The sequence below is a fragment of the Myxococcus faecalis genome, from assembly GCF_050039385.1.
GTDB lineage: Bacteria > Myxococcota > Myxococcia > Myxococcales > Myxococcaceae > Myxococcus > Myxococcus fulvus.
Genome location: NZ_CP144336.1, coordinates 7,907,696 through 7,921,287 on the forward strand (window position 1 = coordinate 7,907,696; position 13,592 = coordinate 7,921,287).

Annotated in this window: 13 protein-coding genes and 1 tRNA gene; 7 read left to right on the forward strand and 7 right to left on the reverse strand. The window is 71.3% G+C overall.

Annotated features, from left to right (window positions below; translation table 11 throughout):
• Window positions 1-13: 13 nt before the first annotated feature.
• The 3 genes from VZQ01_RS31850 to VZQ01_RS31860 all read right to left on the reverse strand — a co-directional run bounded on the left by VZQ01_RS31850 (window position 14) and on the right by VZQ01_RS31860 (window position 2,728).
• Complete coding sequence (locus tag VZQ01_RS31850; RefSeq protein WP_223745379.1) at window positions 14-1,876, reverse strand: Hsp70 family protein; 1,863 nt, start codon at window positions 1,874-1,876, stop codon at window positions 14-16.
• Between the two features lie 61 nt (window positions 1,877-1,937).
• A complete protein-coding gene (locus tag VZQ01_RS31855; RefSeq protein WP_426745512.1) occupies window positions 1,938-2,546 on the reverse strand; it encodes a DUF2760 domain-containing protein in 609 nt (202 codons plus the stop codon).
• Between the two features lie 106 nt (window positions 2,547-2,652).
• Window positions 2,653-2,728: transfer RNA gene (locus VZQ01_RS31860), tRNA-Ala, on the reverse strand.
• 193 nt (window positions 2,729-2,921) lie between these two features.
• Between VZQ01_RS31860 and VZQ01_RS31865 the strand changes: the two genes are divergently transcribed.
• From VZQ01_RS31865 to VZQ01_RS31885, 5 genes are all read left to right on the forward strand, one after another.
• Window positions 2,922-5,285: a tetratricopeptide repeat protein gene (locus VZQ01_RS31865; protein WP_223745381.1), complete on the forward strand. Its 2,364-nt coding sequence runs from the start codon at window positions 2,922-2,924 to the stop codon at window positions 5,283-5,285.
• Window positions 5,286-5,572: 287 nt separating this feature from the next.
• Window positions 5,573-6,457 carry a heme o synthase gene (cyoE, locus tag VZQ01_RS31870; protein WP_223745382.1) on the forward strand — a complete coding sequence of 295 codons (885 nt, stop codon included), beginning with the start codon at window positions 5,573-5,575 and terminating at the stop codon, window positions 6,455-6,457.
• Window positions 6,458-6,488: 31 nt separating this feature from the next.
• A complete protein-coding gene (locus VZQ01_RS31875) occupies window positions 6,489-7,478 on the forward strand; it encodes an ABC transporter ATP-binding protein (protein ID WP_223745383.1) in 990 nt (329 codons plus the stop codon).
• Window positions 7,475-8,332, forward strand: a complete 858-nt coding sequence (locus tag VZQ01_RS31880) for an ABC transporter permease (protein ID WP_426745513.1) — start codon at window positions 7,475-7,477, stop codon at window positions 8,330-8,332. The genes VZQ01_RS31875 and VZQ01_RS31880 overlap by 4 nt, the downstream gene beginning before the upstream one ends.
• Before the next feature lie 83 nt (window positions 8,333-8,415).
• Complete coding sequence (locus VZQ01_RS31885) at window positions 8,416-9,255, forward strand: carboxypeptidase regulatory-like domain-containing protein (protein WP_426745514.1); 840 nt, start codon at window positions 8,416-8,418, stop codon at window positions 9,253-9,255.
• A 117-nt stretch (window positions 9,256-9,372) separates the two neighbouring features.
• Here the strand turns inward: VZQ01_RS31885 and VZQ01_RS31890 are convergent, their stop codons facing one another.
• The 4 genes from VZQ01_RS31890 to VZQ01_RS31905 are packed head-to-tail and all read right to left on the reverse strand — an operon-like array spanning window position 9,373 to window position 12,457.
• Window positions 9,373-10,968, reverse strand: a complete 1,596-nt coding sequence (locus tag VZQ01_RS31890) for a sensor histidine kinase (RefSeq protein WP_426745515.1) — start codon at window positions 10,966-10,968, stop codon at window positions 9,373-9,375.
• Window positions 10,968-11,648, reverse strand: a complete 681-nt coding sequence (locus VZQ01_RS31895) for a response regulator transcription factor (protein WP_046715302.1) — start codon at window positions 11,646-11,648, stop codon at window positions 10,968-10,970. Before VZQ01_RS31895 ends, VZQ01_RS31890 begins: the two co-directional genes overlap by 1 nt.
• A 14-nt stretch (window positions 11,649-11,662) precedes the next feature.
• Window positions 11,663-11,905: a hypothetical protein gene (locus VZQ01_RS31900; protein ID WP_408889644.1), complete on the reverse strand. Its 243-nt coding sequence runs from the start codon at window positions 11,903-11,905 to the stop codon at window positions 11,663-11,665.
• A 36-nt stretch (window positions 11,906-11,941) separates the two neighbouring features.
• Window positions 11,942-12,457, reverse strand: a complete 516-nt coding sequence (locus tag VZQ01_RS31905) for a periplasmic heavy metal sensor (protein WP_426745516.1) — start codon at window positions 12,455-12,457, stop codon at window positions 11,942-11,944.
• Window positions 12,458-12,808: 351 nt separating this feature from the next.
• Here VZQ01_RS31905 and VZQ01_RS31910 point away from each other — a divergent pair, with 351 nt between their 5' ends.
• Together VZQ01_RS31910 and VZQ01_RS31915 are read left to right on the forward strand one after the other, a co-directional pair.
• Window positions 12,809-13,012: a cold-shock protein gene (locus VZQ01_RS31910; protein ID WP_046715299.1), complete on the forward strand. Its 204-nt coding sequence runs from the start codon at window positions 12,809-12,811 to the stop codon at window positions 13,010-13,012.
• 203 nt (window positions 13,013-13,215) lie between these two features.
• Entirely contained in the window at window positions 13,216-13,584 is a 369-nt protein-coding gene (locus tag VZQ01_RS31915; RefSeq protein ID WP_267700052.1) for a cupin domain-containing protein, read from the forward strand.
• Window positions 13,585-13,592: the final 8 nt, after the last annotated feature.

Genomic DNA, 13,592 nt, shown 5'->3' on the forward strand with positions numbered 1-13,592 from the left:
GCCGGTCGGCGTTCTACTCCTTCATGCGGACGTTGAGCTCCAGCTTCCAACGCCCGTCGCCACCTTTCTCCAGGCACCGCAGCTCCAACGTCCCCACCTCCGTCACCGCCGCCTGCAGATTGACGGGCGTCAGGTCGCCGAAGGCCGCGGGCTGTCCGGGCATGGTGGTCTCGATGGGGGCCAGCTCCTCCATCTCCCCCTTCGCCAGCTCGTCCGCCACGTCCTCCACCATCGTGCCGACGCGGTCGTCGCGCCGCATCGAGGAGGAGAAGAAGCGGAAGCTCGTGGGCTCCCCCGTGACGAGCCCGAACTCCTGCGGCGGCACGTCCGCCTGCGTGCCCTCCTCCATGCCGAAGGGCGCCACGCACAGCGCCTTCACCGGAGGCTCGAAGCCCGGCACCGCCGGCATCGACGACTCCACGCCCACGTAGTACGCGCGCGCCGTGCCGCCGCGGATGCGCAGGCCGTTCCCCTGCCGCACCCAGCCGTAGTACGCCGCGCCGCGCGCCACCGACAGGTCCAGGTCCGCGCCCTCCAGCTCCTTCGCCGGCTCGCCGCCGTCCGCCCTCAACCACAGGTTGAGCACCTCCATGACGCGCGCCTTGAGCGGCCCGGCCTTGAAGACGCCACCGTTGAAGAGCACCGCCGTCGGGTGCAGGAAGGACTTGTCGCCGACGTCCACCGGCGCGTCGTGGCTGGACTTCAGCGCCTGCGCCTGCCGGGTGAGGAACGCCGCCAGGTGCCGCGACACGCCCGCGTCCTGCGCGTAGGGCAGCGCCATCTGCGCCAGGCCCGTGCGCCGCGCCGTGCGAGGCAGCTCCGACAGCGGCGTCACCGGGAAGAAGCCGTCGGTGAGGACCCGGTCCAGCTCCTCGCGCGTCAGCTCCGTGCGCAGCGTGCCGCCGATGAGCGACGAGCCCCGGCTGGGGATGGAGATGGGCACCTTGTCCAGCGAGGTGTCCGCGTACAGCGTCTCCTTCGCCTGCCGGCATCCATGGGTGAGGGCGTTGAACTGCCACGGGTCCAGCTTCTTGCCCTCGGCCGCCAGGCGCTGGTTGAGCGTGTGCGCCAGCGCCAGGTCCATGTTGTCGCCGCCCAGCAGGATGTGGTCGCCCACCGCCACGCGCAAAAGCTCCACCTCGCCGTCCCGGTCCTTCACGGTGATGACGGAGAAGTCGGACGTGCCGCCGCCCACGTCCACCACCAGGATGACCTCGCCGGGCTTCACCTGCTGGCGGAACGTCTCGCCCATCGCCTCCAGCCACGCGTACAGCGCGGCCTGCGGCTCCTCCAACAAGGTGAGGTGCTCGATTCCCGCCGCCTTGGCCGCCTCCAGCGTCAGCTCGCGCGCCGCCGCGTCGAACGAGGCGGGGACGGTGACGATGACGTCCTGACGGGCCAGCTGGTTGTCGGCCTCCTCGCGCCCCGCGGCGAAGGTGGAGTCCCACGCCTCCTTGAGGTGGCGCAGGAACCGGGCGGACGCATCCAGCGGGGACACGCGCTGCACGTCCTCCGGCGCCTGCCAGGGCAACAGCGGCGAGCGCCGGTCCACGCCCGGGTGCGACAGCCAGCTCTTGGGCGAGGACACCAGCCGCGTGGGCACCTTGGCCCCGTGCGAGCGCGCCAGCTCTCCAATGACCGAGGACGCGTCCGGGTTCCACGGCAGCGCGAGGCTCCCTGGTGGGAACTCCTGCGCCGCGGGCAGGTACAAGAAGGAGGGCAGCAGCGGACGGGCCTCGAGGGTGCCGGGCGCCGTCAGTTGCGGGATGGGCAGCATGGACTGCGAGCGGCCCCGAGGCTTGCCGTCCTCGAGGTTGAAGTACGACACCGCCGAGTGGGTGGTGCCAAGGTCGATGCCGATGGAATAGCGGGCCATATCGGGCTTGAACTCCTGGGGGACTCCCTTTTGTCCGGTCTGCCTGTCCGCCGGGTGACGCTCAGGCGAGCTCGACTTCCGCCGGGGCAAGCACTCGCGGGTCCATGGCGGTGCTCACCGCCGGGAACTTCACTTCCGTCATCACCCAACCATGGTGGCGCAGCGTCCCGTGGTGGGGCGGGGTGCCCGTCACGTTCCCGGTGAGGCGGATGCGCTGGGCGTCGAAGCCCGCGGGCACCGTCACCGACGCGCCCTCCGACTCGGGCAGCACCGGCTTCACCGTGAAGTACTGGCCGAGCACCTTGCGGCACCCCTCATGGACGGTGCGGCACGCGGCCCCCACCTCTGCGTCCGAGTAGGCGGCCACGTTCTCCTGGAGGAAGTCCACCAGCCGACCCTCCCGCTGCAGCATCGCCAGCAGCGTCAGGGCGCTGGCGTGCTCGCGCTCGGGCGGCAGGGCAGGGGGCAGCTCGGGGGGCTTCACCGCCGGGGGCGTGGCGGCGGGCGTGGCCTCACCGGAGGGGAGCAGGTTCAGCTGCCCCTCGTCGTAGGCCCGGCTGGCCGGCAGAACCGCGCGGGCGAAGTCTCCGGAGACGAGGCAGCGCCAGAAGCAGAGCCAGGCGAGCCAGAACCGCGCGAAGAACGACAGGGAGGCGGACGGGTCAGTCATCGGCTCCGGATAACAAAGCCCGCCTGCTTTGCAATTCGGCAGTTGCTCGAAAAGCCCCAAATGCAAAGGGCCTCACGGTTTCCCGTGAGGCCCTTCGTTTGCTGCATGGTGGAGGTGGACGGGATCGAACCGACGACCTTCGCATTGCGAACGCGACGCTCTCCCAACTGAGCTACACCCCCACAAATGGCCCTGCGTGCTGCGCCCCGGCGTTTTGGGCCGCCGAAGGTGAACGGGCTAGTACCGGACCCCTTCCCTGCTGTCAAGCGCAAGCCTTCAGGTCTCATCCGTGCGATTGACGTGCCGCGCAGCGGATGCCATAAAAACCCCTCTTCTCAGGCGTACCCTTTCCGCCCGGTGTCCCTCCCCCCGGTAATGTCTACCTCCCCTTCGAAGACGTTGAGCCCGGCCGAGCTCGCGAAGCTCGAACACGCGTTCGCTTCCGACCCCTCGTCCGCCGCCTACAAGCCTCTAGCCGAAGCGTACCTGAGCATGGGTCGCTTCATGGAGGCGATGGTCGTCTGCAAGAAGGGCGTCAAGGCGCATCCGAACGCCGCCGACCCTCGCTTGTTGCTCGCCCGTGTGTACGCGGAGCAGGGCAAGGACAAGAAGGCCCTGGAGGAGGCGCTCGGCGCGCTCCAGGTCCAGCCCGAGGACAAGGGCGCGTTGCGCATGGCCGGCGCCCTGCAGCTGAAGACGGGCGAAGCCGAGCCCGGCAAGGCGAACCTCCTCAAGGCGTACAGCGTGGACCCGGGAGACCCGGACACCGTCACGCTGCTGCAGCAGCACAAGATCGACCCGCCGCGGCCGGCCGCGCCCCAGGCGCCCGTCGCCGCGCCGCCGGTGCTCGCGCCCAGCGCCACGCAGCAGTCCGCCGCGTCGCTGGCCAGCGGTGTCGCCGCCACGGCCGAGCCTGTCTCCGCGCCCAAGCCCGCGGCCACGCCGCGCGCGCCCTCGGGCTCCTCGGCCCCGGTGCGTGCCGAGTCGCCCGCGCAGCGTCCGGCCCCCGCCCAGCCCCGCCGCCCCCAGCCGGTGGTGGTGGATGAGGTGGAGGACGACGACGAGGACGACTCGCCCCGCGGCCGTCGCAATTCGTCTCAGGGTGGGGGACGCGGCAAGTGGGTGACGGTGGCGCTGCTGGGCGCCCTGGTCCTCTTCATCCCCGGCTACATGATGTACACGCGGCACACGCGCAACGTGGCCCGGGAGCTGAAGAAGCACCTGGAGGCGTCCGCGGAGCTGCTCAAGCGCGACTCCTTCGACAGCTACAAGAAGGCGTGTGAGGCGGCCGACAAGGCGCTGGAGGTGAACTCCGACTCCGGCCTGGCCCACGGCTACCTGGCGTACGCCTACGCCATCCGTTGGGGTGAGCACGGCGGCGGTGACGACGCGCGCCGCCGCGCCGAGGAGCACCTGGCCGCGGGCATGAAGGCGGGCGACGTCAGCTCGCACCTCATCGCCGCGGAGGCGCTGGTGCAGACCTACGGCGGCAAGGGCAAGGAGGCCCTGGGCAAGCTGGAGGAGACGGTGAAGGGCCTGGACGCCCAGGGGCGCTCCAGCTCGCTGCTCTACCTGACGCTCGGCCTCATCCAGATGAACGCGGGTGACCTGGACCGCGGCCGCGACTCGCTGGAGCGCGCCCAGGTGCTCGCGCCCGACGACCCGCGCATCTACTCGGGCCTGGGCGCGGTGTACCGCCGGCTGGGCCAGGACAACACGGCCTGGAAGAACTACGACCTGGCCCTGCGCTACGAGAAGGACCACCCGGAGTCGCTCCTGGGCCGCTCCCTCCTGATGCTCGACCAGGACTCGCCCAACTACCCCCTGGTCCAGTCCATGCTGAAGAAGCTGCTGGACGCCGAGCCCCCGCCCTCGCCCCGTCAGCTGGCCGCCGCGCACCTGGCCCGCTCGCTCCTGGTCAGCCGCGTCTCCGCGTCGCTGCCCAACGAGAAGCCGGACATGCAGCAGAAGCTGGTGGAGGCCACGGGCGTGCCGCTGGACGCCCAGAAGGCGCGCGCGGAGATGCTCAAGAGCGAGGAGACGGGCTTCACGCTCGACAAGCAGAACCCGGACCTGCACCTCATCAAGGGCCGCCGGCTCTTGACCGAGGGCAGCTTCGACCAGGCCGCCGAGGAGATCCGCAAGGCCATCCGCGTGGACGGCTCGCGCGCGCAGTTCCACGTCGAGCTGGCCAAGGCCCTGATGGGCAAGCAGGGCGGCGAGAAGGAGGCCGCCGAGGCGCTCCAGACGGCCCTCAAGACGATGGGCGACAGCCCCAAGCTGGTCGTCATGCTGGGCAACGCCTACCGCCGCCAGGGCAAGCTGGATGAGGCCCTCAAGCAGTACGAGCGCGCGGTGAAGGACCCCAAGGCGAAGAACCCCGAGGCCCGCCTGGCCATGGGTGCCATCTACCGCGAGCGCTCCGATTGGACGAACGCGCAGACGCAGCTGGAGAAGGCGAGCCAGGAGTTCGTCGGCCAGCCCGAGCGCTCGGCCATCGCGCTCACGGAGCTGGCGCGCGTCTACCAGGGCAAGGGCGACGCGGCGAAGGCGGACGAGACGTACCAGCGCGCCCTCAACGCCGACGAGGCCTTCTCCCCGGCGTACTACTTCTACGCCACGCTGCTCTCCAAGGACGCCAAGCAGGGGCCCAAGGCGAAGATGCTGGCGCAGGAGTACCTCAAGCGCGAGCCGAGCGGCGAGCACGCCACCGCGGCGCGCACCCTCACCGGGGGCTGAGCAGGTCGGACAAGTGGGGCTGATGCGCGCGGCCAGCAGGGCGCGCACGGCCCCGGCCCCCCGGGTTGATGGCCCCCGCGAGTGGGGCTATGCCCCGGGTGTTTGCCTTCCCGAACCCTTCAAGACACGAGGACGCGAGCCCGAGCCACGGTGTGGCGCCGGGCGGGCGGCCGTTCGTGGCCGGCGCGTCGTGGTGACGTGTCCTTGCCCACCCCCCGGTGGTGCCTGTATGGGAGGGCGGTTCCCGCGTCGGCAGCGTCCCTGTCACGCTCTCCCCTGGAGTCCGCTTGAGCGCGCGTGCCGAGTCCGTGTCGACGACCGCGTCCGACCTGATCTCCCTGATGAAGCCCCGGCTCTCCAGCCTGGTCCTCATCACCACGGCCGGCGGCATGTGGCTGGCCCCAGGTCCCCTGTCCACGGGCCATGCCCTGGTGACGCTGCTGGCCACGGCCGGCACGGTGGGCGCGGCCAACGCGCTCAACTGCTACTGGGAGCGCCACAGCGACAAGTTCATGGCGCGCACGCAGAACCGGCCGCTGCCCTCCGGACGCATGGAGCCGGCGGTGGCGCTGTGGTTCGGCATCTCCCTGGCGGCGGTGTCCCTGCCGGCGCTGGCCCTGGGCGCCAACCTCCTGACGGCGGCGCTGGGCCTGCTCGCGCTGCTCAGCTACGTGCTGGCGTACACGCCGCTCAAGGCGCGCACCTCGGCGGCCATGCTGGTGGGCGCCGTCCCCGGCGCGCTGCCCCCGCTGATGGGGTGGACGGCGGTGACGGACCGCATCGACGCGGGCGGCTTCGCGCTCTTCGCCATCCTCTTCCTGTGGCAGATGCCGCACTTCATCGCCATCGCCCTGTTCCGCAAGGAGGAGTACGCGGCGGCGGGCCTCAAGTCCGTGCCGATTGAGCGCGGCGACGAGTCCAGCCGCGCGCAGATCGTCCTCTACCTGGTGGCGCTGGTGCCCATGACGCTGCTGCCCTTCCAGCTCCACATCGCCGGCTCCTGGTACCTGGCGGCCGCGGTGGGCCTGGGGCTGAGCTTCCTGGGAGTGGGGGCGTGGGGGTTCTTCCGCCGGCTGGGGAAGCCCTGGGCGCGCCAGACGTTCATCTTCTCGTTGATCTACCTCACCGGATTGTTCGCGGCGCTGAGCCTGGACCGCGTTCCCCGCGGCTAGGCGCGCGGGGCAGCCGGCGGAAAGCCCGCCCATGCCTGATACCTCGGTTCACACCCCTCCACCCGCGCTGCTCCACCTCGAGGGGCTGACCCGACGCTTCAAGGACCGCGTGGCCGTGGACGGCCTCACGCTGTCGGTGCGGCCCGGCGAAATCCTGGGCCTGTTGGGCCCCAACGGCGCCGGCAAGTCCACCACCTTCCAGATCCTGGCGGGCCTGCTCGCGCCCGACGCGGGGCAGGTGCGCTTCGCCGGCCGCGAGCTGTCCCTGAGCGACCCGGCGCTGCGCCGGCAGATGGGCATCATCTTCCAGCGCGGCAGCCTGGATGACCTGCTCACCGCGCGAGAGAACCTGATGCTCGGGGCCCGGCTGTACGGGCTGACGGGCGAGCGGGCCCGCGAGCGCGTGGAGTCCATGCTGGGGCTCATCGGCCTGTTGGACCGGGGCGACGAGCGGGTGGGCACGTGGTCCGGGGGCATGCGCCGCCGGCTGGAGCTGGCCCGGGCGCTGGTGCACCAGCCCCGCGTGGTGTTGATGGACGAGCCCACGCAGGGCCTGGACGAGGCCGCCTTCCGCACCTTCTGGGCGCACCTGAAGCGGCTGCGCGACGCGGAGGGGCTGACGGTGCTGCTCACCACGCACCGGGCCGACGAGGCCGAGGTCTGCGACAGGCTGGCGGTGCTCGACGCGGGGAAGCTGGTCGCGTGTGACACGCCGGCCGCGCTGGCCGCGCGCATGGGCGGGGACCTCCTCACGGTGGAGGCGCCCGAGCCGGAGACGCTGGCCCGGGAGGTCCGCGAGAAGCTGGGCGTGGACGCGAAGGTGGTGGAGGGGCGGGTGCAGGTGGAGGCCCGGCAGGGCCACGCGCTGGTGCCCCGGTTGGTGGAGTCCTTCCCGGCGGGGCGGATGACGTCCGTCGCGCTGCGCCGCCCCACGTTGGCGGATGTGTTCCTGCAGCTCACCGGGCGCGCGCTGGGCGCCGACGTGCCGGCCGTGGAGGCCGCGCCGAGGAGACGCCGATGAACGCCGAGGTTTCCACCGCGCAGCCGCCCCCCGTGGCCAAGGACGCGCGGGCACCGGGCGCGCCGGGCACGCTGGCGCTGCAGTGGGCGACGGTGCGGGTGCTGATGGCGCGCGACGTGGTGCGCTTCTTCCGTCAGCCCAGCCGCGTGGTGGGCGCGCTGGCGCAGCCCATCCTGTTCTGGTTCGTCATCGGCTCGGGCTTCGCGGGCTCGTTCCGCGTGGAGGGAGCGCAGGGGCTGGGCTACCAGCAGTTCTTCTTCCCGGGCGTCGTCACCATGGTGCTGTTGTTCAGCGCCATCTTCGCCACGATTACGGTCATCGAGGACCGCCGCGAGGGCTTCCTCCAGGCGGTGCTCGCGGGGCCAGGCTCCCGGCTGGCGGTGGTGCTGGGCAAGGCGCTGGGCTCGTCCGCGATTGCCCTGATGCAGGCGTCCTTGTTCCTGCTGCTGGCGCCGCTCGCCGGCGTGAGCGCGGCCACCCTGGACCTGCCGCTGCTCGTGGCGGTGATGGTGCTGTCGGCGCTGGCGCTGACGGGCATGGGCATGTCGCTGGCGTGGTGGGTTCGCTCGAGCGCGGGCTACCACGCGGTGATGAGCATCGTGATGCTGCCCATGTGGGTGCTGTCCGGGGCCATGTTCCCGCTGAAGGGCGCGGACACCTGGCTGTCGTGGGTGATGGTGCTCAACCCGATGCGCTTCTCCGTGGAGGGCGTGCGGCGCGCGCTGTACGGCGCCGAGGCGTCCGTGGCGGTGGGCTCGCCCCTGTCCGGCGCGGGCTGGGAGGTGCCGGTGCTGCTGGCGTTCGCGGCGGTGTTCCTGGGGCTGGCGGCGGCGAGCGTCAGCCGGCGCGAATAGCGCGGACGGGCCGTTGGACAGGTCCGCGTCCTTTGACTACGAGGGAGCGCGGACGAAGTACCGGTTCACCGAGGAGATTGCACATGACGCTGCGCACGCTCGGCCTGTCGATGCTGGGAGCCGCGGGGCTGTTGGCCCTGCCCGCTTGCAAGAAGGAGGAGGCCCCGGCCACGCCTCCGCCCGCCGCGCCCGCCCAGGCGGCTCGCGCGCCCGAGGAGAAGGCGCCGCACGCCGCCACGCCCATCCAGGCGCCGGGGCAGACGACGAACGTCCCCGTGGGCAAGGGCGAGGTGAAGGGCACGGTGACCTTCACGGGCACGGCGCCCGTCGCGGCGGACCTGCCGCCCAGCGCGGACCCTGCCTGTGAGGGGCGGGCGTCGAAGGACGAGGCGGTGCTGGTGAAGGACGGCAAGCTGCGCAACGTGCTGGTGCGCGTGCGAGGCGCCGTGCCGGGGGCCTCCACGGTGCCGAGCGAGCCGGTGGTGGTGGACCAGTCGAAGTGCACCTACGTGCCGCGGGTGCAGGGCGCGGTGGCGGGGCAGCCCGTCGTCTTCAAGAACAGCGACGGCACGCTGCACAACGTGCGCGGCGTGGTGGGCACCAAGTCGGCCTTCAACGTGGCCCAGCCGCCCTCGGGCGCGCCGGTGCAGAAGTCCGTGCCCGCCGCGGATGACGTGCTGAAGCTCAAGTGTGACGTGCACCCGTGGATGACCGCGTTCGTGGTGAGCAACCCGAACCCGTTCTTCGCCACCACGGGAGAGGACGGCACCTTCGCCATCCAGGGCCTGCCCGCGGGCACGTACACCCTGGAGGCGTGGCACGAGACGCTCGGCACCAAGAGCGCCGAAGTCACGGTGAAGGACGACGCGCCGGCCACCGTCGCCTTCGCGTTCACCGCCGAGGACGCGTCCGCGAAGAAGTAGGGGTGGCAGGGGCGCCTTCCGTGAGACGGAAGGCCCCTCGCGGCGCGGGCCTCGCGCACGACGCAGGGTCCGCTTCGATGGAAAGGGCTCCTCGCCACGTTCGCGAGGAGGCCCCGCCTACGCCGCGGGCTGCTCCAGCGAGCCCGGCGGCCCCGCCTTCTTCACCGTGAAGCCCACGCGCGCGCCGCCACCCTCGCGGTTCTCCGCGAACGTCTCGCCACCGTGGGCCTTCGCGATGCGCTGCACCAGCGCGAGCCCCAGGCCCAGTGAGCCCGCCTCGCGGGCCTCGCCGCCCCGGTCCTTCCGGTAGAAGGGCTGGAAGATGCGCTCCTCCTCACCCTGGAGGAGCCCCGGACCCCGGTCCTCCACGCAGAAGCACATGTCCTCCTCGCGCTCCTCCACCCGCAGCGTGCTCGCGCCGCCGCCGTGCTTGCGCGCGTTGTCCAGCAGGTTGACTAGCGCGCGCCCCAGCAGCGTCGCGTCGCCCACCAGCACCGCCTCCGGTAGCTCCGAGTCGAGCAGCTCGGGCGGCAGCCCCGCGCGCTCCAGCGCCTGACTCGCCAGCGTGCGCCCATCCAGTACCCGGGGCGTGAGCTGTCCGAAGTCCAGCCGCGAGCTCGCCAGCAGCTCGCCCACCAGCGCGTCCAGCTCCACCACCTCGCGGTCCACCTGGTCCAGCGTCTTGGGATTCCCGCCGCCGTCGCGCAACAGCTCCGTCAGCACGCGCATCCGCGCCAGCGGCGTGCGCAGCTCGTGCGACACCGCCGCGAGCAGCTCGCGCTGGTCCGCCACCTGCTTCTCGATGCGCCCCGCCATGTCGTTGAAGGCGACCGCCAGCACGGTGAACTCACCCGTCGCGTGGGGGAGGACCTCGGCGCGAGCGTCGAGCCGTCCGGCGCCCAGCGCCTTGGTGGCCTGCACCAGCGCATCCACGGGCTTGGCCAGCCTGCGCGCCATCTTCCCCGAGGCCATCCACAGCATGAGGCACGCGGCGACCAGCGGGAGGATCAACTTCATCTTGTTCTTGGCGCGCTCGCTCCCGTAGCACAGCCGCACCTGCCCCAGCGTGGTGTCTCCGCGCACCACCGGGAGGGACATCTCGGTGCTGTTGCACAGCCCTCCGGCCAGCACGAGCAGCTTGCCCGACGCGTCCTTCAGCTCCACGTCGATGTCCAGGTCCCGCGCCACCGACTGCGCCAGCGCCTCCCTGCGCGCGGGCTCGTCCCAGACCTCCTCGAAGCGGTGGCTCGCGAAGTTCTTGAGCCGGACCATCTCCTGCTTCCAGGTGGTGCCTCCGACGATGTTGAACACCAGGCCCACGACCAGGCCCGTCAGGGAGATGGTCAACCCGAACCACATGAACAGGCGCCGGTGCAGCCGGGAACGCACGAAGTGGCCCAACCGGCTCATGCGCCAGTGACTCCAGCGCGCCTGATGGTGTCGCCGCCACCGCTCGATGTGCTCGTGCCGGGGATGCTTCCCCCAACCCCCGGGACGTCGTCCCCAGCCCGGACGCTTGTCCGACGAGGAGTCGTCGTTCGCCCACTGTCCACCCTGTCCCTGGGCCCGTGCCTCCTCCACCTCGCGGTGGAGCCAGCGTGAGAACTCCTCGGCCTCCTCGCAGCTCAAGTCCCACGGGCCGCAGTCGTCGCGGCGCCAGGGGGAGGAGCGCCTCGGCTCGCCCTTGCCACCCTTGTCGTCCCGGTGGCCCATCAGAGGCCCTCTTTGGCGAAGACGTAGCCCACGCCGCGCACCGTCTTGATGAGCCGCGTGCCGATGTCGCCCAGCTTCTGCCTCAAGTGGGAGATGTGCACGTCGACCGTGCGCTCGCCCACCACCGTGTCGCTGCGCCCCGCCTCACCCAGCAGCGCGTCCCGGGGGATGACGCGGCCCGCGCGGCGCACCAGCGCCACCAGCAGGTCGAACTCCAGCCCCGTCAGGTCCACCAGCTTGCCCTCCGCTCGCACCTCGCGCCCGGCCACGTCGATGGACAATCCGCCCGCCTCCAACCGGTCCGCCACCGCCGACGGCTGCGAGCGCCGCAGCACCGCCCTCAAGCGCGCCAGCAGCTCCCGGGGACTGAAGGGCTTGGGAAGATAATCGTCCGCGCCCAGCTCCAACCCCACCACGCGGTCCGTCTCGTCACCCTTCGCGGTGAGCATGACGACGGGGATGCGGCTCTTGGCGCGGATGCGCTTGCACACCTCGAGGCCGTCCATGCCCGGCATCATCACGTCCAGCAGCACCGCGTCGTAGGCACTGGCCTCCAGCGCGGCGAGCCCCCGCCCCCCATCCGGGGCATGCGTCACACTGACGCCGTTCTGCCCGAGGTACTGCGCGAGCAGTTCATACATGCGGGTGTCATCGTCGATGAGCAGGACGCGTGTGGACATGGACGGAGTCGATACTAACGCGGCCCGGGCGCTGGAGCCTGGGTCGTGGTGGAGGACGGCGAGCCGGCGGTCGCGGTGGCGTCCGGGGGGCACTCGGGCCCGTTGGCCGCAGGCGCGCGACGTCCCCAGCGCTCCGCGCCCCTGTCGCCGGGACAGGGACCGTGGTGGCGCGAGAGGCTCTGGAAGCCGGAGATGAAGCCTCCGATGACTCCCAGGGTGAGGACGACGATGAGGATGCCGCGGCGGGGTCGCATCATGAACATGGGGTTCCTCGATTCGTGTGTGAGAGGGTTTCAGACCATCGGGTGGTCATCGCCTCGCCAGCCCTGGTGCCCGCCGCAGCGGCGCCCGTGCCACCCGGGGCCCGCGCCGTGGCCATGGCCCCAGCCGTGCTCGAGCACGTCCGCCAGCTCACGGCGCTGGCGCGGGTCCAGTGCCTCGTGCACCTGCGACAGCGCGCCCTGGAGCGTCTTGCGCGCGTTGTCCACCGCGACGTCGTGGCGGGCGAAGAGCTCCCGCAGCGCGGCGCCGTCGAAGTGCTCCCCCCTGAGCGCGGTGCCAATCGCGGCGCGGCTGGGGCGCACCTCGTCACGCAGCTTGTCGAAGGCCTCGGTGAGCTCCTCGGTCGCCTGGACGATGACCTTCTCCTGGCCCGGAGAGGTCTCCAGCCGCTCGAACAGCCAGCGCAGGCGCATCCGCCAGCCGAAGCGACCTCCCCGCCGAGGTCCATGGTGGCGCCAGCCTCGGCCACCCCGCACGGTGTAGATGAGGCCGGCCAGACAGGCCGAGCCGAACAGAAATCCGAACATGAAGGTCCTGCTCCTTCCCAGCGGAGCGGGCCGGGATGGCGCGCCTCCGTCTTGGATGGGCAGGAAGGTAGAGGGCGGGTGTGAAGCCAACGCCCGGGGCCCCGTGAAGAAACGTGAAGGGATTTCGCACCGTCCCGGGATGAAGGGGCGAATGTGGCCTGTTGACCTCTGGAGCGATTTTCAGCCCCTGGGACTGTCCTCTGGCCGACGACCGCCTGCCCGCTGGGTGGGGGTCGGGTGGACAAAACGGTCCTTGAGGTAGATTCTCGCTTCAGTGTCGGAGCGATGTCCGCCCCGCACTGGCGGTCCGGCTGGTCCCGGGTCGCCGTCTAGCAGAAAGAAGAAGGTCACATGGCATTCGGTACTGTGAAGTGGTTCAACGACGCCAAGGGTTTCGGCTTCATCGCGCAGGACAGCGGTGAGGACGTGTTCTGCCACCACACCGCCATCAACATGGATGGCTTCCGCACCCTGCAGGAGGGGCAGAAGGTGGAGTTCGAGGTGACCCGTGGCCCCAAGGGGCTGCAGGCCCAGAACGTCCGCGCGGCGGGCTAATCGCGTCATCCTGGCCACCCTTGAGTGAGCCCGAGGCCCGGTCTTCCCTAGGGGAGGCTGGGCCTTCGTCTTTGCGGGCTCAGGGCCGCGGGGCAGGCGGGCGTGGGCGCCAGCCGCGTCGGGCCGGGCGTCGGGGCTTACCTTCGACGGGAACGCGCGGCGCATCCGCCGCCAGACGCCCGAGGGCGAAGGGGACGCGAGCCATGGGGGATACCAGCGTGAAGAAGGTGGAGAGCCGGCACTCGCCCCGGGGAGAGATGGGGCAGAAGTACCTGGCCTCCGGCGTGCGGCTGTCCATGCGGCTGTGGGAGGACGAGCCGCCAGGGGAGCCCAAGCCCGCCGCGCCGCGTGACTACGAGACGGTGGGCTTCGTGCTGAAGGGCCGCGCGGAGCTGCACCTGGAAGGGCAGCTCATCCTGCTCAACCCCGGTGACTCGTGGCTCGTGCCGCGCGGCGCCAGCCACACATACAAAATCCTGGAGACGTTCTCCGCGGTGGAGGCCACCAGCCCTCCGGCCGCCGTGCATGGCCGCGACGAGGGCGCGCACGAGCAGAAGCCCGCGAAGGCGTGACGGAGGGG

Excerpts from the sequence above, each read along its gene's own strand:
- VZQ01_RS31910 (WP_046715299.1), top strand. The coding sequence starts at position 12,809 with ATGGCATTCGGTACTGTGAAGTGGTTCAACGACGCCAAGGGTTTCGGC.
- VZQ01_RS31880 (WP_426745513.1), top strand. The coding sequence starts at position 7,475 with ATGAACGCCGAGGTTTCCACCGCGCAGCCGCCCCCCGTGGCCAAGGAC.
- VZQ01_RS31905 (WP_426745516.1), bottom strand. The coding sequence starts at position 12,457 with ATGTTCGGATTTCTGTTCGGCTCGGCCTGTCTGGCCGGCCTCATCTAC.
- VZQ01_RS31885 (WP_426745514.1), top strand. The coding sequence starts at position 8,416 with ATGACGCTGCGCACGCTCGGCCTGTCGATGCTGGGAGCCGCGGGGCTG.
- VZQ01_RS31890 (WP_426745515.1), bottom strand. The coding sequence starts at position 10,968 with ATGGGCCACCGGGACGACAAGGGTGGCAAGGGCGAGCCGAGGCGCTCC.
- VZQ01_RS31850 (WP_223745379.1), bottom strand. The coding sequence starts at position 1,876 with ATGGCCCGCTATTCCATCGGCATCGACCTTGGCACCACCCACTCGGCG.
- VZQ01_RS31915 (WP_267700052.1), top strand. The coding sequence starts at position 13,216 with ATGGGGGATACCAGCGTGAAGAAGGTGGAGAGCCGGCACTCGCCCCGG.
- VZQ01_RS31895 (WP_046715302.1), bottom strand. The coding sequence starts at position 11,648 with ATGTCCACACGCGTCCTGCTCATCGACGATGACACCCGCATGTATGAA.
- VZQ01_RS31900 (WP_408889644.1), bottom strand. The coding sequence starts at position 11,905 with ATGATGCGACCCCGCCGCGGCATCCTCATCGTCGTCCTCACCCTGGGA.
- VZQ01_RS31865 (WP_223745381.1), top strand. The coding sequence starts at position 2,922 with ATGTCTACCTCCCCTTCGAAGACGTTGAGCCCGGCCGAGCTCGCGAAG.
- VZQ01_RS31875 (WP_223745383.1), top strand. The coding sequence starts at position 6,489 with ATGCCTGATACCTCGGTTCACACCCCTCCACCCGCGCTGCTCCACCTC.
- VZQ01_RS31855 (WP_426745512.1), bottom strand. The coding sequence starts at position 2,546 with ATGACTGACCCGTCCGCCTCCCTGTCGTTCTTCGCGCGGTTCTGGCTC.